The following is a 23,189-nucleotide window of genomic DNA, read 5'->3' as shown; positions in this document are numbered from 1 at the left end:
TAACTTAGTAGCGAGTACGGCTATTTGGAACTTAACGAGAACATTTCTAACCGCTTATTCATCATCCACTTGGCTTCCTCTACTATTTTCAATCCGATTTCATCGACGTGCCGCAGTCTCCAATCTTCAAGTGGAGTGCCGTTTATCCATTGGTTAAAGGCTCCCATCGAAGGGCCGCAGGGTATTTGGTAATTTACCTTTTGTGTCGGGTTACCTTCCAGAGCAGCCTGTGTAGAAAGACGGAAATATTGACGGAAAATGAGTGCCATTTTATATTTAGGATTCTTCTGCGCCTGTTCTGCCTCAGCAGGCATTTCGGAAGCGATTGTTTCATAGATCTCCTCAAAGCTCCGTCCCAAATATTGCTTTTGAATCTGCCCTTTCCAAACGGGATCTATATCATCTAATGATGGATAAAATTTATAAGCTTCATACAGTCGGTTGGCCCGGGCTGGAAAAAAGACACCTTTCTTTAAAACCTGCACCTTAGCACCAAGCTCGAACATCTCCCCAGACGGAGCGATCTCTGTATCTTGCACACCAATGGAAGCGAGCAGTTGCTTGCTGATATCGCTTGTCCCTGCTTCAACAGTGCATTGATTGATGGATCCCGTTACAATAAATTTAGCTCCCAGCAGAAATGCTGCTGCTGCGGCATCTGGACAGCCAATGCCTCCTCCGATTCCCAGTCTGACTTGCTTTGCATAGCCGTGCATGGACTGATACTGCTCTGCCATCCGCATGATCGAAGGAAAAATGACAAATGAGCTTCCCCGATCTGTCATGCCCGCGGAATCCGCATGAATGCATATATCGTCAGCTATAGCAATTTTCCTTGACAGGAAGGCTTGTTCCTCGGTAATTTCTCCGCTTGCCAGCAATTGATCTACGATTGCCTGCGGAGCTGGACTTAAGTACATCGCGGCAATTTCCGGGCGAGACAGCTTAGCCATGATTTTATGTTCTGATATGACTGAGCCGTTAGCCCCTAGCTTCAAGCCCTTCAGTCGATACTTAATGACGGCTGGATCCATCGTAATAAACCCAGAAAGCTCCAAATGACAAACCCCTTTTTGCAAAAATAAATCAATCAGACTAGCATTCAGGCTCTGACCCACATAATTGGGGGTAAGGTTCATGCCATATCCACTGCTTGTACCTTGCTTAAGAGCGTCTATCGCTTGACTTATTCGATCTATCGATAATCCAGACGTCCCAAAATAAGCCATCATTCCAGCTTTGGCTGCACGCAAAACGAGAGAAACCGAGGAGACCCCGTGGCGCATGCCTCCACAAACGTATGGATACTTGACCCCATAATCGTCCAAAAATTCGCTGCTGTCAAAAAAGTTTAATAGCTGGGTTGCCCCTTTTTTTGCGACAGGCGGATTAACGTTAGGCGCTTCTTTTGTCGGTGCCGATGCAGCGACTTCTTCCCTCGCTTGCGCATGCTGCCCTGACGGAGCCCGATTCACTTCATCTTGCTTGATCTCCTGAATCATTCTTGACAATATGATACTGTCGCCAACCTCGATAAACGAGGTTATTCCTTCTCGCAGCATATATTGGATACTTTCCGTCCATCGGATCGAATGATCAATTTGTTCGGCTAACAAAGTATGAATATTATGGTAACCGTAAGGTTGGGCTGTAACGTTCGCTATGACCGGAATTTCGGGTATCCGCCAAGTCGCCTTCTCCAGATAAGGCATGAAAGCCCGGCTCGCCCCGCTCATATACTTAGAATGAAAAGGACCGCTTACCCGAAGGGGGACATATCTCCCTTTTCCGCTGCCCAATATTATGTTACCAAGCTGTTCCAGTTGATCCTGCAGCCCGGCAACTACAATTTGGGTAGGTGTATTATGATTGGCTATATCCAGTGAAAAACCATGCTCTCCAATTATATGTTGAAGTTCAGGATAGGTATGGCCGATAACGGCGGCCATACCTCCACCACTTGTCTGCGCCATTAGCTGACTACGTTTGATCACTAGCCTTAACCCGTCTTCAAAGCTAATGACCCCACTAGCCTGTAGTGCATTGTATTCTCCTAGACTGTGTCCGGCCAGCATAGCAGGCGGATCCTGCTCTCTCATCATTCTCATGTAATGTAGGGCATTCACCACGTAGATGGCTGGTTGAGTGTATTCTGTTTTATCCAACAAGTCGGCCTGATTTAAACAAAGGTCTCGTATGGAATAGCCAAGAATAGCATCTGCTTGTGCAGTAACATCCTTAAATTCGTCAAACAAATCCTTTCCCATTCCCAGCCTTTGAGAACCTTGTCCTGGAAATACAAATGCTTTCATATTTTTCGCCACCTTACCTGTTTCTGCTTTGGTTTTTTGTATTTTCGCTTGGAAGTCCGCATAATAATCTTTTCCTCGCTCCTGATAAGGATTCATTAACCGGAACACATCAGATAGCGATTCTCGCTCCAGTGAGTGGGTCACAAAATTACTCAATGTCCCTGTCGGACTTAAATCAACATAAGATAGAGGCCCGCGCGATTCAAGCTCTCTAAGGGTATCAAGAAACTGAATCGGCTTGCGAACTACTTCCCATAAGTATTCAGAAGATAACTCCTTCAACTGTTTGCCGTATACACAGGAGTAATAAGGAATTCGCGTTGCTGACAGTTTTATCTGATGGAAATATGACTTATGTATTTCTTGAAACTGATCCATAAATGACGAATGAAAGGCGTATTTTACGGGAAGACGAAAACAAGGGCAGATGCCTTTCAAGGAAATTTCGATTCGCTTTAAAGCATCTTGCTCCCCTGCCAAAACGAAATTCCTGGGATCGTTAATTGCTGCCAACTCAGCATTGCCAACAATGATGGAATCCTGAATCCTCGTTTCGTAGTCATCCAGCACGGTCATCATTCCGCCATCCGCTTCACATGATAATAGCCAATCCGATTGATCTACTAGCATCTGAAGCATATCTTCAAGCGGGATTGCCCCCCCCACAGTAAGAGCCACGTACTCTCCCAGACTTGTTCCAGCCACTAAATCAGGTTGAATACCATCTTGCATTAATAGTCGCGCCAACGCATATTGCACCATAAACAAAGAGGTATGCGTATATCTGATTGCATCAAAATGATCACTCTTTTTATTCGCTGGATTAAACAGTTGCTCCAATACTGAGTAACCGCCTATTCGTTGGATAATTTCATCCTGAGTATCCATCCATTGCTTAAAAACAGCATGTCGTGTATAGAAGTCAATACCCATTTGATAATATTGAGTTCCATGACCGGAAAACAAAAATACAACGGGTTTTGAAGAATGAGTGAATGGCATAAAAGCTCCCTCTGCTTTATATTGATTCGAATCCAGTACCTAGGCTGATGTTTTCTCAATACGTGTTTGAACAAATTGCACAATCGAATGAATGCTTCCAAAGTTTTCAATCGTAATTTCATGATCTTTAATTTGAAATTCATATGTATCCTCAATGAAGGATACGATACTAATAATGCCAGTTGAATCTACGATTCCTCTATCTACCAAAGAATCATTTTCTTCTAGCTGTTCCAGGTTGACGATAAAGTTGCTCGCTATAAAATCTATAATCGTAGTTTTTACTTCTTCCACAATGAATCTCCTCCAATTGGGTTGTTTTATGTACCTTTTTTCTGCAAGGCAACAGTGTAATAATTCGGCTTCAACAGCCGATCAAGCACAAACCTTTGGTCATCCTCTTCTAAAACAGCAAACTGTCTTATTACTTCTTCGGATGGTATGTAATCGGCAATATCTTCGGATACGCCTATCCATTTGCTTAGCTGTAATCCGCATTTATTCCCGAGTTCCACAATCTCCATCATGTCTACCACTTTCTCATTGTAGTGCAGAAATTGATCGACGAGCCAGCTTTCTTCTTGAATAACAAACTGTAAGGATTCCTCCCAATCGTCTTCCATTTTTGAATTTGGAACATTGAAATGGCAAGACATGAGACCGTCATTTGCCTTCTCAAGAACTTCTTTGGTGATTGCAACCTGCTCACTCAGGCTCTCAACATTTTTCAGAAGAACCGCAAGCATTTGTTGATTCAAGTTTAAACGATATCTACCATGTTTCCCGTACAACCATAGAATTAGATAACTGTCTTCATGCATCAAATTGGCGATATTCTCCAGTCCCTTTTCCATATCAGCTAAGTGGTGAAGAACCCCTATGCACATAACTACATCAAACTGTTCCTCAAGATCCAAGTTCAATATATCTTTTTCCATAAACCGAATATTGGTTAAACCTTTATCTTCTGCTTTTTTTTGAGCGATGTTCAACGAATTGACCGTCATATCAATACCGGTGAAATTAGCAGATGGGTACTTCTCCGCTAAACCAACTAAAGTATTTCCTGTACCGCATCCTATCTCAATAACTCTGGCCTGCTCCAAGATGCTGCGCTTGCCTGGCCCCGCCTTTTCAGCAAAAAATCGCATTAAAGGAAACAAGTACTCCGTCTGATATTGAACATCTCCGGGGAACGGGTACTCCTGATACATTTGAAACACTTTTTCAGTTAATTGATCTTTACCCAACCTAATCCCTCCTAGGAGACTTTAATAAAATAATGATGCAACAAATGAGTTGATATAATGATGTTAATCGCCATGTTGTCCGCATTCGTGATATTACGAAAATCCTTTCGCATCCCTTTCTCATGAAGCAGCTTTACCTTTACTGGATCGAACATTCCTACCGTACGAGTGTATTCTTCACTCATCATTTCCGAAATGTAATCCTCGACGCGGTCATTTTGATAGAAACTCTTGAAATCAGGAGCACGATAAGCAAACTTGCTACGTTTATAAATATCATGGGGAATAATCTCTTTAAAAGCCTCTCTCAATATGTACTTATCGCTCAATCCATTCAATTTCCATTTGGGCTGTAGAGCGCTGGCGAGCTTAACCAACTCCGTATCCAGAAAAGGGAACCTTCCTTCAACGCTATGACTCATCAGCATCCGATCGCCTTGTGAAGAGAGAAGATATCCGTTCAATAAAGTAATTAGTTCAAGCTGCTGCGCTTGTTCTGTGTGATTCCAAGAAAAATAAGAATCAGGCAAATTGCTCTCCAAACGTTCACCAAAGGAACTGATGGACAATTCGTCCATTCGTTCTCTTGAAAGATAAGAGGTTAAAGCTTGATTAGTCTTCCAACGCGGCAGATGGGAATAAAACGGATGCTCGGTCTTCGTGAGATCCTTCTTATAAAATGCTTTAATAAATTGAAAATACCTCGGATCTCGAAACTGATTGTAATAAGGAAATATTTTTTTAAATAATTGCGGTCTCATTTGAGAATCAGGAGCCTTGTTCCAAAATTTACGGATCGCTAGCTCTCGAAAGGTATCGTAGCCCCAAAACATTTCATCTGCTCCTTCTCCACTAAGTATCGCCTTAAAGTTGGAATCTTGAACAGATTGTGACAGCATATATAACGGAACTGGAGCACATCGGAAAAGTACAGTCTCAGCACGTTTCACTGCTTCCGGATAATAGCGGGCAATATCACCGTTCCGACAAAGAATGGTGTGATGATAGCTGCCGATCTCGTTGACGATCATATCCTGGTAATGGGATTCGTTTAGGCTATCATCTTCAAATTGAATAGAAAAGGTGTCGATTTGCTTCCCAAGCTGTTTGGCAATAATGCATGCCAAAATGGACGAATCCACACCACCGCTCAAATACAATCCGACCGGCACATCGGCCGTCAGCGCTCGCTGCACGCTCTCCAGCATCGTGCAGCGCAGCTCTTGAACAGCCTCTTCAAAGTCGCCTTCGAAGGTGGGTGTAAACATAAGACTCCAATAACGTTGTCGTTCCACGGTCAACTTCTCATTCGCATTCAGCTTGACTCGCAGCATTTCACCGGGAACGACTTGATAAATTTGATTGAACAGTGTATTCGGTGGCGGTACGCTCCACAAGCATATCGATTCGTATAGCGAATCAATGGAGAGGGATCTCTGAATCATCTGTTCAGGAAGCGCTCTCATTTCAGACGCAAAGTAAAAGCTGTCATCCGTCTGGTGATAGAAAAGTGGACAATTGCCCGTCCGGTCTCTGCCTAGAATGATTTCTCCGGTGAGGATATTGTAGATCGCGAAAGCAAATTGTCCATTGACATATGACAGAAAATCGTTTTGATATTCCTCATATAAATGAAGCAGAACTTCAACATCGGTTTCAGTTGCAAACAAATGTCCTATTGACCTTAGTCGCTCCCTCAGTTCCTGGTAGTTAAAAATCACACCATTGCATACCATTACCAAATCTTTGCTCTCATTGTAGATCGGCTGATTTCCATTGGAAAGACCAATAATTTTTAATCGGGTGGAACCCAGCGCTACAAGTGAATCGACGTAGCATCCTTCCGCATCCGGCCCCCGGTGGTGAAGATGCTGCATCATAGACCGGATCGAAGACTCTTTCTCTGCTTTAGTCATACGATAACTTAGGATTCCAGATATACTCCCCATCATGATCTCCTTATTGAATTGAATTATAATCTGATTACATTAAACGGGCTTCAATTCCTTAGTTCTTGTCAAAAAGAATACTATTTTTCAAAAGCCATAAACATCCAACTAACGAAGCAACAAAGGTGGATAATAAGATCACCGTGGGAGCCCTATACCCTGACAAAATAAGTTTATCAAAGCCCAACAGATGGTCAGTCAGTACCATAGGAATAATAAAAGGGATGTATTGAATAAAAGATGTATTGTAAAAAATCGTACATACCAGCATAAATACCACCCCAATGACGATACCGGTTACGGCCTGTTTTGAGACTATCGAAACCAAAAGCATGAAGGGCATAAGCATAAAATGCATAAGTATCATAAGGCCAATGATGAGCAAATACTCCACAAGCAATTCTGCAGGTATGCCTCCTTCGGTTAGGAACCTTGCCATAACACCGCTATTGAACACAAACAAGAGAGAAGTACATGCAATGACTGGAAGCAGTATAAACAGTTTTGAAAGAAATAACTTATATTTGGGAAATGGATAACATAAGAGTTCTTCCATCATATTTTCCTCATACTCCCTTGCCCAAATATAGCTGGCAAATGCCGAAAACGTTAAAATAGATTGAATGTTAAATATAAAAAGCGCTACATGATGGAATTCATCCCATTTCAAATGTTCCTGATCCAATAAAGTCAAAGAAGCAATAATGCCTGGCATAACTGCACCAACCACAATCATCCAAAGTATTTTAGAGGATAGGAGCTTTTTAAATTCTATATAAATCAGCCTTCTTATTGGATATCAATCCTTCCTGTTGATTTTTTTGATGGATAGGAAAGTAAATAAAAAGAACACCCCTAGCATGATAGCCATCGTCATCCAACCGTTTGCAGCGTTCACATCGGCACCTAAGTGATCCGAAACGGTTACCAAAGGAATTAGATGCGGAAGAAAATAATAATACTCTTTGTAAATAAAAGGGTACGTGAAAATAAAGCCCGCTAACAAGATTAGTAAAGAAGAAACAAACCCTCGCCTAAGCAATACAATATATACGACAAGAGGCGTTAGTAAAAAAAACATCAATGAACTGAGTATCCATGCTTCAAGCAGCATGCCGGCCTTCTCCATCGTGAACTCTCCAACAAACATATGAATAATGATTAGCGTGACAAAAGTAATCAGTTCCAACAGTAAAATCACGATGAATAAGAGCAGTAACTTGCTTATTAATACTTTGGTTCTAGAATTGGGTGTAATGAACAAATAGCTGAACATATTCTCCTTATATTCCCTTGCCATAATATAGCTGGCCAAAATCATAATAATGGAGAAAATACTAATGGATATCGTGCTGGTGTTATTCGTAATGGTGAGAAAAAACGTTTCCTCATTTTGCGAGAGGAAATACTGAATTACAATGAATAATATAGGGAGAAACATGGATAAGAAGAGAAATATGTTAATATAGGATCTCTTAAGCTTCAAAAATTCTAGATAGACAAGTTTGCTCATATCGCTTCCCCACTCTCTTCCGTTAGCTTAATAAAAAACTCCTCGAGAGAAGGCGTAACAACTTTACTTTCCTTAACTGTGATATTGTTTTCGACCAATAGCTTCGTAATTAATCCGTTCATATGTTCGTCCGAATTCTTAACAATGAGCATATCACCATCTACCGTCATTTGATTGATATTAAACTGTTTCTGTATAAGTTTCATCGATTCATTGACATCACTGACTTTATATATGGACTGTTTCTTGCTTTTATTTTGAAACTCTTGCTTATCAATTTCCTCCAACAATCTTCCTCGATGCAAAATTCCTATTTTACTCACCATTTTCTCTACTTCCGCCAAGATATGCGATGATACAAAAATCGTTTTACCATGGTTTTTCGCTATCTCAACAATTAAATCTCTGACCTCTACAATCCCTTTTGGATCCAATCCATTCGTAGGCTCGTCTAGGATTAAAAAATCAGGGTCATGCAGCATAGCTCTAGCAATACCTAATCTCTGCTTCATACCTAGCGAATAATTCTTTACTTTTTTATTTTTTTCATCTTTTAAATTCACTAGCTCCAGCACACGGTTGATCTCCGCCTTGTCCTTCACATTCATAAGAACTCGATGGATTTCCAGGTTTTCTTGTCCGGATAGATTGGAGTAGAAACCCGGAATTTCAATAATAGAGCCTATTTTTTTCAAGTGTTTGTAAATATTTTGGTTTGTAACCTTTTCACCAAACAACTCTACATGGCCGCCTGTCGGATTTAACAAATTCAGGATTAAACGAATGGATGTTGTCTTTCCAGCGCCATTTTGACCAATGAAACCGTAAACCTCACCTTTCTCAATATGAATATTAACTCCGTTCACTACTGTTGCATCTTTATATTTTTTCGTTAAATCACAAGTTTGCAAAATCGTTTTCAATCGTTGCACCTCCAAAGATTATACGAATTGTCCTCTCTATTTCCCTCCTTTATGTAACTAAATTCTGATCCAATAACCTGTAGAACCTCTGGACCATTTCAACATCCTCATCACCTCCTAAAAAGCCTACCGAGATGGTTACTTCCTTCTCAAATTGGGAGAGAACCAAAGAAAATTTCGGATAGTATACAATCTGCCCCAAAAAGTAAGCGTCTACAATCCGCAGCCCATCCCACGCGTTAACCGCTCTTGTTATATTCCCTATATTCGATAAGTAAGGGATCCCAAGCACCTTTCGCTGCATCACATTAGACAGCTTTTGGACAATATTAAAAGGCATTATTTTGAATAAAGCATTTAACATAAAAACTGTGTTGATTCCTGGCACCTGTTGCTTTCCATAGTTAACCAAATCAACTTTAACTTGCTTCGTAAAGACCATGATCTCGGCTAACACTTTTTTAAACTCGTCAGAAGGATTAATATCTAGTTGTGCAAGAATGCCCGAGCTGAAATTCAGAATGCAGTTTTCATGATGAATTCGGTTATAATTTCTAAAATCAACGGTCAAGAAGAGAGGATTATGCTCTCTTTGATTTCCAGTTTCCTGATTTCGCAACGTATAGAAAGCCTTGTAGAATACTGTAAGAAAATAGTCATTAAATGAACATCCGTTACGCTGGCAATAATCATATATGCTGCTTAGTTGTTCCCATGATATCCGATGAAGAAGAAACCTCTCCCTCCGATCATTATTCTGCTGGCTCCAAGGAAAAGGATCAATTTGACCTTTGATCTTAATGTCTGAACTGGGCAGCATCTTTTTATACCGCTCGATTGCACTATACTTCCTTAATAAGGGTTGAATGCTGCGATCCACCTTTTTATATGAGTTGGGAATATAGGCTGGATCTTTATTTAAACGATTATAGATTTCACCTAGTTTTTTTATGTATTTCATTAATCCTGTGCTATCTGATACATCGTGGTGAATGACAAATCCCAAATAATCTTTCTCCCCATCTCGAAACAAACCAATACGAATTTGCGGGCCAGCGCAAGTATCAATTTTCTGAATAAAAAATTGCTCTATGTCCCTCTCAACATTTTCGGTTAATTTGAAGCGGAATACCATATCTATATCAGATGATTCTAGCTTCTCCCAAGCAAGCCTAAAGAAACCTTTTGATAACTTATGAATAAGCACTTCTTCTAATTGCAGACTAAGATTAATTGCTGTTCTCAGTCTCTCCTCCTCTAACTTTCCATCGAATTCAAGATAACAACGGAATTGCTGATCAGAACCGCTTTCTGCTATGTACATAATTTGATCTAAAGGCTCAACCTTAAATTTGCTTTGTTTCATGAGCTTTCCTCCCGAATCGCCCGTAAACTTTTTACGGACATCTGGATCCCCTTCCGAAAAATCATAGGAAAAAATCTATAAACTATATTGGAAACGGTTGCAAAAGCGGGAAAAATAACGATTCCTTTGTTTCTTTCCACATTCAGCAAAATGATTTTAGCTGCTTCGTTCGGCAACTGCAGTGTTTTTTCTGGAACCAGTTTCTTAAACAGATCACGTTGTAGGTTGATCAACCTGACGGAGTCCCACAGTTTTGTTCGAATGCCCCCTGGACATAATACGGTAACCTTCACACCACGAGCTTTGCCTTCCTCGCGAAGAGAGGAGGACAGACCTACGATTGCATGCTTAGTCGTCGAGTAAGCTGTATTAAATGGAGACGGGATAAGTCCGCCGAGTGAAGACATGTTAACGATGTGGCCAGAACCCTGCTTGGTCATTAATTCATAAGCAAATATGGTTGGATATAGAACCCCATAAATATTCGTATCTATTATTTGCGTCCAATCTTGAATACTCATATCCTTAACTTCCCCGACCAACCCATACCCTACAATGTTAAACACATAATCTATTTGCTTATATTGAGAAGATATCTTCTCAAAGGCTTGCTTGACTTCTTCAGATATGGTCATGTCCACTTTTTGCGTTATTAAAGTACTTCTTGGTGTTAACGTGGATTCCTTAAAAGCATTGAGACCGCTTTCATTAATATCCCACAAAATAACAGTGTTATCATTATGAAGTAATTCAAGTGCAATGGATTTCCCAATATCCGATGCTCCTCCAGTAATCAATACAATCTTATTCCGAATCTTTGTCCTCGGCATATATTCTCGTTCCCCCTGCATTATATTGAGAAATATTATTAATACATGATATCAATATAAAAAAACTGCGTATCCATGTATCTGGACGCAGTTTAAAAAAATAAATAATTCTAGGCTACAAACACCATTCTTTTATTTTTTTATGTACTAAAACGCATAGCTTCGCCCTTTCATGCTTTGTTTGCGAAGCACTACATGACTTCCCCTATGTCCAACTGAATCTGTATAACGTGCCGAAACATCGATTATATTTTTCAGTTTTTATAACTTAAAACTTCTATCCCTAAATCGATCATTCTATGACAACCCATTAAATTTATATTCACTTTAGCTCGATTTTTACGCTTATCGATTTTTTTGATTATTCCTTCTTTGCCTTTTAGCGGCCCCGAAATAACTTTAATCCGGGAATCCAATAGATGTACTTTTGAGTAATCGACTTTCCCATGATCGTCAAGAAGTTGCAGGATTTGTTCAATCTCTTCTTTTGGCACTTGTTTGAAACAAAAATCATCCGAATCCTGGATTGTAGTATCTGAATTTCGCTGATTATAATTTAAATCCTTTCTATTGCGATAGTTTAATAAGGAATAAATTAGCGGATGACTACTAAGAGTATAGTAAATCGATTTAGTCATCTGAGTTTGAATAAAAACGTATCCAGGGAACATAATTTTCTCAACATCTTTGATTTGCCCTTTTTTTCTTTCCGGTATTTTCCTCGTGGGAACTATACAACGAGCTATATTATTATCGCTTATCTTCTCTAGACTTTTCTGCACATGATCTTCATACCCATTTCGTACAAATAAAACATACCACCCCATAGATTTCAAATCCTCCAAAATTAAAAGATGATTTATGCATATTAATTCTTGGTGGATGTTGTTAAGAAGCTCCTTTGTAAGCCTATACGGTGTAATATTGCCATGTTGATAACTTAAATCCAAACTTTAATTACCGTTCCAGTGAATCCGATAATCGGAACACAATCCATTAATTAGTACATATTATATCGAATCGAGAAATCCAATTCAACCTTATTATTTCGGCATAAAGCGACAAATTAATACATTTTACGACGTGAATTTCCAAGTTTTCGAAATGAACTAACTGCGATTTTAAGGGAAATTTGACATAAATTCGACATAATAGATACGATTTTTCCTAAGGAATACACCTGCGAAACCATACAATAAACCAGGAAAGTTGGATGAAATAATAGCCAAAACGAAGTGCCTCGCCGTTAAAGGGAAGCACTTCGTTTGTACCGTTCTTTCTATTCCCGCACTTGTTATGACTCTTATTATGATTAATCTAGTTAATTATTCATTATAATAATTAATTTCAAATCCTATTTTCTGATTATTCACAATATCCGATCAAAATCAACAACCTAAGAATGGAAGTTCTGTCCATCCGTTACTTCCTGGACATAACCAGCACGAATGACGTAGTCGCCGAAATGCTCGCCTTCTTCTCGATCCTTGGCGTACTGCGTAATAATCGGCTGCAAGGATTCTAAAATCTCATCTTCACCGATGTTTTCTTTATATAATTTATTCAGTCTGTTTCCAGAGAACCCGCCGCCAAGATACAGATTGTACTTCCCAGGTGCCTTGCCGATAAATGCAATTTCCCCCAGCATCGGTCTGGCGCAGCCGTTCGGGCAGCCGGTCATTCGAATAACAATATCATCATCCTGCAAGCCGACTTGCTCCAGCATGGGCTCAATCTTATCCAGCAAGGATGGAAGGTAGCGCTCAGATTCAGCCATGGCGAGGCCGCAGGTAGGAAACGCTACGCACGCCATTGAGTTTCTTCGCAAGGCGGAGTAATGCAAACCGTCTGTCAGGCCATGTTCTTTAATAAGACCTTCAATTTTCTTTTTCTTTTGACTGCTTACATTCGCGATGATCAGGTTCTGGTTCGGTGTCAAGCGGAAGTCGCCTGTATGCACCTTGGCTATTTCCCGCAAGCCTGTCATCAGCTTGTAATCCTCCTCATCCTTAATGCGGCCATTCTGGATAAATAGCGTAAAATGCCACTTGTTATTGCTGCCCTTCACCCAACCATATCGATCGCCGTTGTGCTCGAAATGAAACGGTCTTGCCTCCTGCAAGCTCCAGCCAAGCCGATTCGATAGCTCTTGGACAAACCAATTGACTCCCCGGTCATCAATCGTATATTTAAAGCGGGCATGCTTCCGGACAGAACGATCACCGTAATCCCGCTGAATCGTAACAGTCTTCTCCGCTACATCAATCATTTGCTCCGGCAGGCAGAAGCCAATTACCTTGGACACCTGCGGATAGGTTTTTGTATCCCCATGCGTCATTCCCATGCCGCCGCCCACAGAGACGTTAAAACCCTTCAACTCTCCGTTCTCTACAACCGCAATGAACCCCAAATCCTGCGAGAAAACATCAACATCGTTCGAAGGCGGTACAGCTACGCCAATCTTGAACTTACGCGGCAAATAGACATGTCCGTAAATAGGCTCCTGCTCCGCTTGGCTGTCATTGCTGTCAATCACCTTTTCACCGTTAAGCCAAATCTCATGGTAAGCATTGGTTCTCGGATCAAGATGATCGCTTACCTTGCTCGCCCAGTTGTATACCTCGGAATGAATTTCCGACTGGTATGGGTTGGGATTGCACATCACGTTTCGGTTAACGTCGCCACATGCGGCCAACGTGCTGAGCAATGCCTCATTCACTTCCTGAATGGTTTTCTTCAAGTTCCATTTGATAACACCATGGAGCTGAAAGGATTGCCGGGTTGTCAGACGAATGGTTCCGTTCGCATATTTCTGGGATACGCTGTCCATCATCAGCCACTGCTCCGGTGTAACGACACCGCCCGCCGCGCGCACTCGAAGCATAAACTGATAGGCTGGCTCCAATTTCTGTTTATGGCGCTCGTTCCGCAAATCACGATCATCCTGCATATAGCTGCCATGGAATTTCATCAGCCGATTATCATCTTCCGGTATGGAGCCCGTAATTGGATCCTCAAGCGTCTCTTCTAGACTCCCGCGCAAATAATTACTTCTAATTTTAATATCTTCAACATCGCTGTGCGGTGCACTGTTTGGCGACATTAAGTTGTTATCTGACATATTGGCCATTCTCCTCTCGTAATCCTCGGGACTCCCCGTTTAATATACATCCCGTTGATAACGTTTCTCCTGCTGCATACGCGTCAAATATTCCGCTGCTTGCTCTGGGCTAAGACCGCCCTCCTGCTCAAGTATGGTGGCCAAAGCGGCATGCACATCATGAGCCATCTTCTTCTCATCCCCGCACACATACACTGCGGCTCCTTCTTGCAGCCATTCATAAACCTCCCGGCTCTTCTCAAGCATCCTGTGTTGGACGTAGACCTTCTTGTCGGTGTCGCGAGAGAACGCGACATCCATTCGGGTCAATACGCCGTCTTTCAGCCAGCGCTGCCATTCCACCTGATATAGGAAGTCGGTAGAGAAATGCTGGTCTCCATAGAACAACCAGTTTTTCCCTTCTGCTCCTGTCTCTTCCCGCTCCCCAAGAAAAGCTCGGAAAGGCGCGACCCCTGTCCCTGGCCCGATCATTATAATCGGCGTATCCGGATTCTCAGGAAGTTTGAAGCTTGGGTTATGTTGAATATATACCGGCAATGTATCCCCGGGCTCTACCCGTTCCGCAAGCTGAACGGAGCATACGCCATATCGGTTGCGGCCATGAGCTTCATAACGTACGGAACGAACAGTCAGATGTACCTCATCCGGAAACGCCTTGGAACTGCTCGCAATGGAATAAAGCCGCGATGGTATTTTGCGTAGAATTGAAATAAACTGACTGGCGCTAACCCCTTCAAAAGAGTAATCCGTCACCAAATCTAGCAAATCGCGTTCGGCTAAATAGGCGCGCAGCTCCTGCTCATGCCCTGTTTCAAGCAGCTTCTTCAGCTCCTGACTGGAGCTGAGCTGTACGGCTTGCTCCAGCAGCGGCTTTGTAAGAACCGTAATTTCATAGTAGCGCAGCAATGCGTCACGCAGCGTCCGCTGTTCGCCGTTCTTATTCACGGTTACACTTTCCTCGCCGTTCCAGCCCATGGCCGCAATCAACTCATCGACGAGTAGCGGGTGATTCTCCGGATAAATGCCTAGGCTATCCCCCGGCTCATATTGAAGATTGGAACCTTCCAAGGAAAGCTCGATGTGGCGTGTTTCCCGATCCGATCCGCGGCCATTGAGATTCAGGTTCTCTAAAACTTCCGCGTTAAAGGGATTGGTTCTCGAGTACTCAGACTCCGTACCGCTGCTTGCCACAATCGTGCTTACGCTGCTCGCCGCAGTGCCTGATGCAGAAAGTTTGCCGAGCTCACTCAGAACGAGCCCCATCCATTCCGCGGCAAGTTCATCAAAATCGACATCGCAGTCTACGCGCGGAGTAATCCGTTCACCGCCGAGCTCCTCCAAACGTTTGTCAAAATCCTTGCCCGTCTGACAGAAAAATTCATAGGAAGTATCGCCAAGCGCAAGTACAGAATAACGTAGTCCCTCCAACTTTGGCGCACGCTTGCTATGAAGATACTCGTAAAATGGAATAGCGCTGTCTGGCGGTTCTCCTTCGCCGTGCGTGCTGACAACAATAAATAAGTTCTCGATTTTCTTTAGTCCATTAGGTTTAAAATCGCCCATCGATGTCAAAGTAACCTGGTAACTCTGTTCTTCCAGCTTCTTCGACAGCTTGTTAGCCAGCCCATGGCTGTTTCCTGTCTGCGAGCCGTAAAGTACAGTTACTTCTTTGGAAATGGCTGGCTCCACAGAAGCTACCGCCTGAACGAGCGTAGCTGCAGCCGTTACCGCCCCAGCGCCTTGTAATGCAGACAAGTATCCGCTGAGCCAAATTCGTTGGTTTTCCGATAGCGTAGGAAGAAGACGATTGAGCAGCTCCGCCTGCTCTTGACTAAAAGGACTGTTACTAACTTGTAGTTCCAATAATATCCACCTCACGCAGTATACATAGAATTTAAACTAATTCCTAGTATTACTATCTAATTTGTCATTTAATAAAATTTATCATAGCAAGTTCAGGCGGTCAATTAGAATGATCTTATATCTTTGATTAGTAAAACTAATAATTCCTGCGTGTTCCTCCACCAAGCGCAAAAAAAAAGACTCCACGCCAGGGGCGCAGAGTCTTTAAACGTGGGAAGCGGTTGCTTCATTTAATTATGAAATTTTGCTATGCAGCCATTCAGGCGGCTAGGGTGCCAGAGAATAATCGACGAAGGATCGATCTTCTCTTCCTTCTGAGAGAGTACATGGTGAATCAACTACCTTTCGGAATACACAGTATTCTGTCGTTCCGTCTGTTCATTGATTATGACCACTTCCCACTTGTTTATTATTACCCTTTCCATGTTTTAATGAATCAGAGCGAAGATACAAAAATGCTTAGCCTTAAAGTTCCTGTTCAAAAATTAAGGTGCTCAGATTCATTGTTCTATCCCTGTATAAATGAGGATAGCGTCACGGAGAAACTGTGCCGTTCCCGGCTGGTGCATATCGTAATATGCTGTGAATCGCTCATCGTCGACGTATATCTGCGCCAATCCGGCATGAGCTTCTTTACTATATTCGCTCCAATAATAGCCTAACCATTGCTTATGCAGCTTAGCCGCTTGCTGAGCTGCTTCGCTTGCAGGATCGCCTGTCTTATAAGCTTCGGCCAATGCCCGATGTATCTCTTCAGCAAGTCGCTCAACCTCTTCATACTGCTCCTGGCTCATACCACGCAATTTGTCGTAGGATCGGTCAATCTTCTCGTCCCCATATTTCTTGCGGATTTCCTTGCCGTATTTTTGCTCGTTATCAACAATCATTTTTTGCTTGAACCCTTCAAACTTCTCTCGGTCAGTCATACTGATTCTCCCTTCATGCGTAGCAATTGTCTTATCCACATTGGAGATAAGAATATCCAATTGCCGTCTTCTGTCAAGGAGCTGCTCACGGTGTTCTTGAAGCGCCAGAACGCTGTTAAATGCAGGTGAGGTTACGATCGCTTTAATTTGTTCCAGCGGAAGACCCAGCTCTCGATAGAACAAAATTTGCTGTAATCTATCTACCTCCGCCTGCCCATAAATCCGATATCCTGATGAGTTGATTCTTGCCGGCTTAAGAATGTTAATCTCATCATAATAACGAAGCGTTCTTGTGCTCACCCCAGCTAATCGGGCCAGCTTCTGCACGGTATATTCCATGGAATCACCTCCTGACAATTCAACTGTACACTTTGACGTAACGTGAAGGTCAACCTTAATATTTAAAATATACAAACGGCCCGCAATTGACAACTGCTATCGTCAATTGCAGGCCGTAACTTTAAAATATGAAGCTACAATTAATATTGCGTATTCCCGGATTGGCTCGTATTGCCAGATGCAAAGCCCTTGAACAGAGTTGGGACGTTAGAATATCTCGTATTCGTTATTTTTCCGGTCGTTGTGCTGCTGTCTGTGCGCAAAATTGAATCCTTGACTTTAGAAATGTCGCAGTTGTCCACATTCATCACTACCTTGAATGTCGTACCTCCGTTTTGCCGCACCAATTTGCCGATATCATTCGCTTTGAAGTTCTTAATATTAATTGTACCGGCTGCATTCATTTGGAACACTTTGTCATAAGCTTTGTAAGCGCCTCCACCTGTAATGTTAACGGTTCCAGAAGCCTTCAGAGTGAGTGCATCCTCGCCTACATCCGCCCACGTGACGTTGGTGACGTTACAATTTCCGTAACAGTGAACTCCGTCAGCTCCTGGCGCTCCGATGATCACATTCTTCAGTGTTGCATTCGCTTCCAAACGGAAAATCGGCTTTTGGTTTTCAGCTTGGCTGCCGTCGCCTAGGGTCTTCGGGTTGGCAACATAGGTTTGGCCTTTACCGTCAAACGTTTCTCCTGCCTTAACGATAATTGTAGAGTCTACCGTTATGGACGCTGCGGAAGCTTGAACCGCCCCAAATAGCGTCAGCACTAACGATAATGCGAGGAAAAAACTAATTTTTTTCTTCATACAATTCATCCTCCCGATTAAGGTGTGGTGAGGAAATGCACACGTCTGCATTTTCTGACAGAATTGTGAACATCGTCTCCCTTCCACAGATTAGTCGAGAAAAACTAGAAAATCAATAGGACAAATTACTCATATTTACATATTTTCAAATATATAGAAATTTAATTTCAGAATTACCTATATCATTTTAGCATAATATTTTAAAGGGCAAAACAATTTATTAAAATTCCAATTCCAGTCTAAGCAGTCGAGCTTTCATGTCCAGCCCACCTCGGTAGCCAGTAAGTGTCCCGTTCTTCCCGTTGACACGGTGACACGGTACGACAATCAGTAGAGGATTAGCTCCAATAGCTGCCCCAACGGCACGCACCGCAGCCGGCTTATGGATGCTAAGTGCGATATCGGAATAAGTACGCGTTTGTCCATAGGGAATTTCGCATAGGGCTTTCCAAACCATCTGTTGAAATGCGGTGCCCTGGACATCAATTGGCGCGGAAAAGCCTTGAAGCTCTCCCTGCAAGTACCGGGCTAATTCCTCTGCATAGGGCTGCATCTTCTCCTCGTCTTCAACCAACTTATAGTCCGGATATTTTTTGTTAGCCCAAGCCGATAGCTCTTCAAAGGAATGATTATGGGAACCAACGTAGCACAGCCCCTTTGCCGTGGCAGCGAAGCAGATATTCCAGTTGTCCGTATACAGCCTTGTCCAATACAATACAGCTTCATTTGTCATTCTCATAATTTAGCACCTCCGATGAATTCATAGTTGTACTCTTCTCACGATATTCTGCAGGCGTTTGGCCCTTCATTTTTTTAAATACAGTTATGAAATAAGATGTACTGCCCATACCTACCCTTAGAGCGATTTCGGAAATTGCTTTATCGGTCTTCTGCAAATATTCCGAGGCTTTATCGATTCTCGTTTGAAGGATATAGAAGGCAGGTGTCACTCCTTTGACGCGCTTGAACGTTCGATGTAAATGATACGGACTGCCGTGGCACATACCGGCCAAGGTTCCTAGCGTAAGCTTCTCCGAGTAATGAGCGTCAATATATCCTGCAATCTGCTCAACCCACTCTTCCTCAGGCAGCGGCCCGCTCATCGGCTTGCATCTTTTACAGGGCCGAAAGCTTGCGGCCAGAGCCTGCTGTGTATTGTCGAATATACGCACATGCTCCCGCTTCGGCACTCGGGACTTACAGGATGGCCTGCAAAAAATTCCGGTCGATTCCACCGCATAAATAAATTTATCATCACAAGAAGCGTCATTTTGAATGATAGCTTGCCATTTCTCATCAGATAGCGGCTGTCCTAATTTACTCATTGTCTATTCGCCTCCATGACAAGTATAACTCTCGATTCGTTGTTTTGAACGCTCGATCCAATGTAATAGCAAGATTTCTAAACTAATAATTTATTATTCATGGTACAACTAGAGAACAAGGATCAGCAGGATTGGAGGAAGCGCAATGAATACAAGCCCAGAGAGGCATCTCATTATCCCCGTACGAGAGCCATTTAGCTTTACGCAAAACTTGAATTATTTATCGAGGTCGCCTAATGAATGTTTATTTCAGATCCGGGATGGACGGATCTACCGGGCGATACCAGTCGGACAATTTACCCCAGTGATTGAAATTAGCGAAAATGCAGATCACAGCTTAAAAGTGACCTTCCAAGGAAACAGACCTCCAACAAGCGGTTGGATTCACGAAGAAGTAACGAAATATGTTAGAGAGTGGTTCGACCTGGATCGCGATCTGCTGCACTTCTACGAGCTAGCCCGGACAGACCCATTGCTGCAGCAGGCCGTCTCTTTGTTCCATGGACTTCGCATTATCGGCATTCCCGATTTATTCGAGGCGGTAAGCTGGGGAATTCTAGGTCAGCAAATCAATCTGACTTATGCTTATACGCTAAAAAGAAGGCTTGTTGAGCGCTTCGGCAAGCCTATCGTATGTGACGGTAGGCAGCACTGGGTTTTCCCTTCTGCCGCCGACATCGCAGGATTGACGGTTCAGGATTTAAGTGAGCTGCGAATGACCGTGAAGAAATGTGAATACCTGATCGGTGCGGCTCAGCTTATTGCGGACGGTACACTGACCAAGGAAATACTGCTGGAGGCCGGAAGTGCAGGAAGGGCAGAGGAAATACTTGTCTCGATCCGCGGCATCGGGCCTTGGACGGCCAATTACGTATTAATGCGTTGTCTACGCATACCGTCCGCTTTTCCGATTGACGATGTCGGCCTGCATAATGCGATCAAGAAATTAACGGGCAGTGAGCGTAAACCAACGAAGAGAGAGATCCGTAAACTGTCTGCGGCATGGACGGATTGGGAGGCTTATGCAACGTTCTATCTTTGGAGATTCCTCTATTAAGCAGCAAAAGTGCGATGGCGCTTCCGAGCAAATTGCCGCTTTCCGCGAAAAACATGATAAAATAGTAGGGAATAAACAATAAAGGCGGAGAAAACATGGTGCATTCGTTTATGATCGAACCAGATACGTATACGGCCTTCGTAGATGAAACGGAGCTGATGGACAAGTGTAAGGAATGGGGCCTGTTATCGAGTAAGGCATCTAAAATTAAAGCCTTTTACTATAAGGGCCATGGGTTAAATGAAGGCTGCAGCATTATCGGCTATGTCGATCATATTACGGCTGTCATTCAATTGGACAACAATCAGAAGCACTGCATCCATCCTTCTTACTTGAAGGAAATGCAGGCTGCAAATTATGGAATAAAAAACTTGGACGCAGCAACTGAAGCCGCTGAAGCAGACGTGGAACCTGCTGCCAAAACAGTGACAGAAGTTGAAGGAAAGGCCGAATCTAAGGCGACTCCTCCCAAGACAGAAGCAAAAATGCAAGTTGATGAAACGAAGGACAAAACGGGGGCTGGCGAAGCAAGTGCAAAGGCCAGCGGCAAAAAATCCGTGAAAGCCAAGGTTGAGCTTCCAGAAGGCAAAGTAAAAATGGTGGCAACGGTCAAAGAATTCACTACGATCCCGAACCATTTTTCCGATAACGATGACGAGGTTGTTATCTACGAGAATGTGGCGATCACCGATCCTGAAATGGAAATAGGCGATGCTTGGTCCAGCCATAGCGCAACCATGAAGAAGGTTGAACTCGAAATCGGAGAAATCATTAGCTTCGAGGCCAAAATCGTAAGCAAGAAGCTAACCAAGCATCCAATCCGCAATAAACTGAACAACGTCGCTAAAATTGCCAAACAAGAGCCTTGAGTCCATACATGCCACTAAAAAGGTCGATTCCTCTTATTCGAGAGATCGACCTTTTTCAAGATGATAAAAGTTAATTGTTCAGCGTTGCTCGCTAAATCGCGAACAATATCCTGCATCATAACCGTGTTTACTTGCCATCAAATAAATTGCCCAGTCCCCCTAGGACGCTGCCTTCATCCTTCCGGCTCGAATAACGCGCCGCAAAGAGCACCCGATCCGCCAATCTGCTGAATGGCAAGGATTGAACCCAGACTTTACCTGGGCCGCGGAGCGTAGCAAAGAATAAACCTTCGCCCCCGAACAGCGCGGATTTGATGCCTTTCACAAATTCAATATTATAATCAATTCCGGCTGTCATCGCTACTAGGCAGCCAGTATCGAGGCGCAGCACCTCGCCTGGGGCCAGATCCTTCTCGAGTACCAGCCCGCCGGAATGAACAAAGGCAAGTCCGTCTCCCTCAATTTTTTGCATAATGAAGCCCTCTCCTCCAAAGAAACCCGTACCAAGCCGACGTTGAAACTCGATACCTATCGCTATGCCCTTTGCAGCGCATAGGAATGAATCCTTCTGGCAAATAATTTTGCCGCCCAGCATTTGCAAATCAAGCGGAATGATTTTGCCCGGATAAGGCGAAGCGAACGTCACGCCTTGTCTGTTGTATCCGGTGTTCGTAAATACGGTCATGAACAGACCCTCTCCGGTGAGGAGCCTTTTACCGGCTCCAATCATTTTGCCTATTAAGCCTCCCCCCGAATGACTTCCATCTCCAAATATCGTCTCCATTCGAATATCCTGATCCATCATCATAAAACTTCCAGCTTCGGCTACTACACTTTCACCTTGATCCAGTTGAATTTCAACGCATTGCATCTCGCTACCAATAATTTCATAATCAATTTCATGTGCATTCATACACAGACCTCCTGGTGTACCATAATTTTATTATGTAAACTAATTAGGGCTGGGGCTAAATTCTGGAAATTACTTTTTTATTATACAATGGAACCATGGTTTCTTTCACTAAAAAATATGCCCCCCGTTCCCTCCTTACTACAGCAGCATTTTTCCTAAATAACCTCGTTATGTGTAACCTTCCCCTTATAATTACCCGATCTTTTCCCCATTATGGACATATAAAAAGGAACAATAAAAAAGGCATCTGCCTCTCCTGCTGGAGAAATAGATGCCCATGGTGGAACCGCATTCAACAATCAATAATTCAACAACTACTCGTACACAAGAATATCTCTCATTTGCTTAGCCAATTCAATATAAGGACCTTCCGACAAAATATTAAATGCCAAATGAGTCGCACGGAGACATAGCAGTTTGTCACCAGGCTTCAAACCAAACTGCTGCCATGTCTTCAGCGGTAAAGTAATATAGCGATTCTGGTTCAACAAAGCCCAGCAGAACATCCGTTCCTTAAAGGTAACGGTCTGCCCTTCAGGAATAGTATGCTGCTGCAGTTCAGGTAAGCTGCCAAAGATCGCTGCGAGTGGCGAATTGGGAATTAAATCTTTGCACACGACGCTGAAGCCTTTCGTCGTATTGCGACCCGTCATTAAAATAATCTTGGAGTTCAGCTTAATATTGTATTCCTGCAGGGCTTGATCCGGCAGGTAAAAAGATCCGTCAGGAAGTATTGTACTCCATGCGTAGAAGTACTTCCCGCCTTTGGCGATTGCTGCCATACTTATCATCCCCCGAGAATTAATGATAGCCTGTAGGTTA

The 23,189-nt window shown here is 42.9% G+C and carries 20 protein-coding genes; 2 read left to right on the top strand and 18 right to left on the bottom strand.

Annotated elements, in window-relative coordinates; genetic code table 11:
- Positions 1-20: 20 nt before the first annotated feature.
- The 16 genes from fabD to CZ379_RS17355 all read right to left on the bottom strand — a co-directional run bounded on the left by fabD (position 21) and on the right by CZ379_RS17355 (position 19,528).
- Positions 21-3,314 (bottom strand): ACP S-malonyltransferase, encoded by a 3,294-nt coding sequence (gene fabD, locus CZ379_RS17430; RefSeq protein ID WP_110932788.1) that lies wholly within the window; start codon positions 3,312-3,314, stop codon positions 21-23.
- A gap of 39 nt (positions 3,315-3,353) precedes the next feature.
- Positions 3,354-3,608: an acyl carrier protein gene (locus tag CZ379_RS17425; protein ID WP_110932787.1), complete on the bottom strand. Its 255-nt coding sequence runs from the start codon at positions 3,606-3,608 to the stop codon at positions 3,354-3,356.
- Positions 3,609-3,634: 26 nt separating this feature from the next.
- Positions 3,635-4,564 carry a class I SAM-dependent methyltransferase gene (locus CZ379_RS17420; RefSeq protein WP_110932786.1) on the bottom strand — a complete coding sequence of 310 codons (930 nt, stop codon included), beginning with the start codon at positions 4,562-4,564 and terminating at the stop codon, positions 3,635-3,637.
- 11 nt (positions 4,565-4,575) lie between these two features.
- Complete coding sequence (gene asnB, locus CZ379_RS17415; protein ID WP_199925657.1) at positions 4,576-6,513, bottom strand: asparagine synthase (glutamine-hydrolyzing); 1,938 nt, start codon at positions 6,511-6,513, stop codon at positions 4,576-4,578.
- 58 nt (positions 6,514-6,571) lie between these two features.
- Positions 6,572-7,288: an ABC transporter permease gene (locus CZ379_RS17410; protein ID WP_267890521.1), complete on the bottom strand. Its 717-nt coding sequence runs from the start codon at positions 7,286-7,288 to the stop codon at positions 6,572-6,574.
- Between the two features lie 24 nt (positions 7,289-7,312).
- Entirely contained in the window at positions 7,313-8,026 is a 714-nt protein-coding gene (locus CZ379_RS17405; protein WP_110932783.1) for an ABC transporter permease, read from the bottom strand.
- Positions 8,023-8,949 carry an ABC transporter ATP-binding protein gene (locus CZ379_RS17400; protein WP_110932782.1) on the bottom strand — a complete coding sequence of 309 codons (927 nt, stop codon included), beginning with the start codon at positions 8,947-8,949 and terminating at the stop codon, positions 8,023-8,025. Before CZ379_RS17400 ends, CZ379_RS17405 begins: the two co-directional genes overlap by 4 nt.
- Before the next feature lie 49 nt (positions 8,950-8,998).
- Positions 8,999-10,315 (bottom strand): condensation domain-containing protein, encoded by a 1,317-nt coding sequence (locus tag CZ379_RS17395; RefSeq protein ID WP_110932781.1) that lies wholly within the window; start codon positions 10,313-10,315, stop codon positions 8,999-9,001.
- Entirely contained in the window at positions 10,312-11,112 is an 801-nt protein-coding gene (locus tag CZ379_RS17390; protein ID WP_199925656.1) for an SDR family NAD(P)-dependent oxidoreductase, read from the bottom strand. Before CZ379_RS17390 ends, CZ379_RS17395 begins: the two co-directional genes overlap by 4 nt.
- A gap of 287 nt (positions 11,113-11,399) precedes the next feature.
- Positions 11,400-11,972 (bottom strand): antiterminator LoaP, encoded by a 573-nt coding sequence (gene loaP / locus CZ379_RS17385; RefSeq protein ID WP_110932779.1) that lies wholly within the window; start codon positions 11,970-11,972, stop codon positions 11,400-11,402.
- A 569-nt stretch (positions 11,973-12,541) separates the two neighbouring features.
- Positions 12,542-14,266, bottom strand: coding sequence for an assimilatory sulfite reductase (NADPH) hemoprotein subunit (gene cysI, locus CZ379_RS17380; RefSeq protein WP_110932778.1), 1,725 nt, complete (start codon positions 14,264-14,266; stop codon positions 12,542-12,544).
- A gap of 39 nt (positions 14,267-14,305) precedes the next feature.
- The gene (locus CZ379_RS17375) at positions 14,306-16,129 is read right to left on the bottom strand and encodes an assimilatory sulfite reductase (NADPH) flavoprotein subunit (protein ID WP_110932777.1); all 1,824 of its coding nucleotides are present in this window, start codon (positions 16,127-16,129) and stop codon (positions 14,306-14,308) included.
- A 500-nt stretch (positions 16,130-16,629) separates the two neighbouring features.
- Positions 16,630-17,394, bottom strand: a complete 765-nt coding sequence (locus CZ379_RS17370) for a MerR family transcriptional regulator (RefSeq protein WP_110932776.1) — start codon at positions 17,392-17,394, stop codon at positions 16,630-16,632.
- A 140-nt stretch (positions 17,395-17,534) separates the two neighbouring features.
- A complete protein-coding gene (locus CZ379_RS17365) occupies positions 17,535-18,203 on the bottom strand; it encodes a pectate lyase (RefSeq protein ID WP_110932775.1) in 669 nt (222 codons plus the stop codon).
- Between the two features lie 220 nt (positions 18,204-18,423).
- The gene (locus CZ379_RS17360) at positions 18,424-18,942 is read right to left on the bottom strand and encodes a methylated-DNA--[protein]-cysteine S-methyltransferase (RefSeq protein ID WP_110932774.1); all 519 of its coding nucleotides are present in this window, start codon (positions 18,940-18,942) and stop codon (positions 18,424-18,426) included.
- Positions 18,926-19,528: a bifunctional transcriptional activator/DNA repair enzyme AdaA gene (locus CZ379_RS17355; RefSeq protein WP_110932773.1), complete on the bottom strand. Its 603-nt coding sequence runs from the start codon at positions 19,526-19,528 to the stop codon at positions 18,926-18,928. The genes CZ379_RS17360 and CZ379_RS17355 overlap by 17 nt, the downstream gene beginning before the upstream one ends.
- A gap of 145 nt (positions 19,529-19,673) precedes the next feature.
- On the opposite strand from CZ379_RS17355, the gene CZ379_RS17350 reads away from it, so the two are divergent.
- Both CZ379_RS17350 and CZ379_RS17345 read left to right on the top strand, forming a co-directional pair.
- Positions 19,674-20,585, top strand: a complete 912-nt coding sequence (locus CZ379_RS17350; protein ID WP_110932772.1) for a DNA-3-methyladenine glycosylase 2 — start codon at positions 19,674-19,676, stop codon at positions 20,583-20,585.
- A gap of 95 nt (positions 20,586-20,680) precedes the next feature.
- On the top strand, positions 20,681-21,454 hold the full coding sequence (locus CZ379_RS17345; RefSeq protein WP_110932771.1) for a hypothetical protein: 774 nt from the start codon (positions 20,681-20,683) through the stop codon (positions 21,452-21,454).
- A gap of 127 nt (positions 21,455-21,581) precedes the next feature.
- Here the strand turns inward: CZ379_RS17345 and CZ379_RS17340 are convergent, their stop codons facing one another.
- Positions 21,582-22,367, bottom strand: a complete 786-nt coding sequence (locus tag CZ379_RS17340) for a TIGR00266 family protein (RefSeq protein WP_110932770.1) — start codon at positions 22,365-22,367, stop codon at positions 21,582-21,584.
- Positions 22,368-22,681: 314 nt separating this feature from the next.
- Positions 22,682-23,149, bottom strand: coding sequence for a hypothetical protein (locus tag CZ379_RS17335; RefSeq protein ID WP_110932769.1), 468 nt, complete (start codon positions 23,147-23,149; stop codon positions 22,682-22,684).
- Positions 23,150-23,189: the final 40 nt, after the last annotated feature.

The sequence above is a fragment of the Paenibacillus bouchesdurhonensis genome, assembly GCF_900155685.1.
Taxonomy (GTDB): domain Bacteria; phylum Bacillota; class Bacilli; order Paenibacillales; family Paenibacillaceae; genus Fontibacillus; species Fontibacillus bouchesdurhonensis.
Note: the sequence above shows the minus strand (reverse complement) of the source record. Positions and strands in the feature narration are given on the sequence as shown.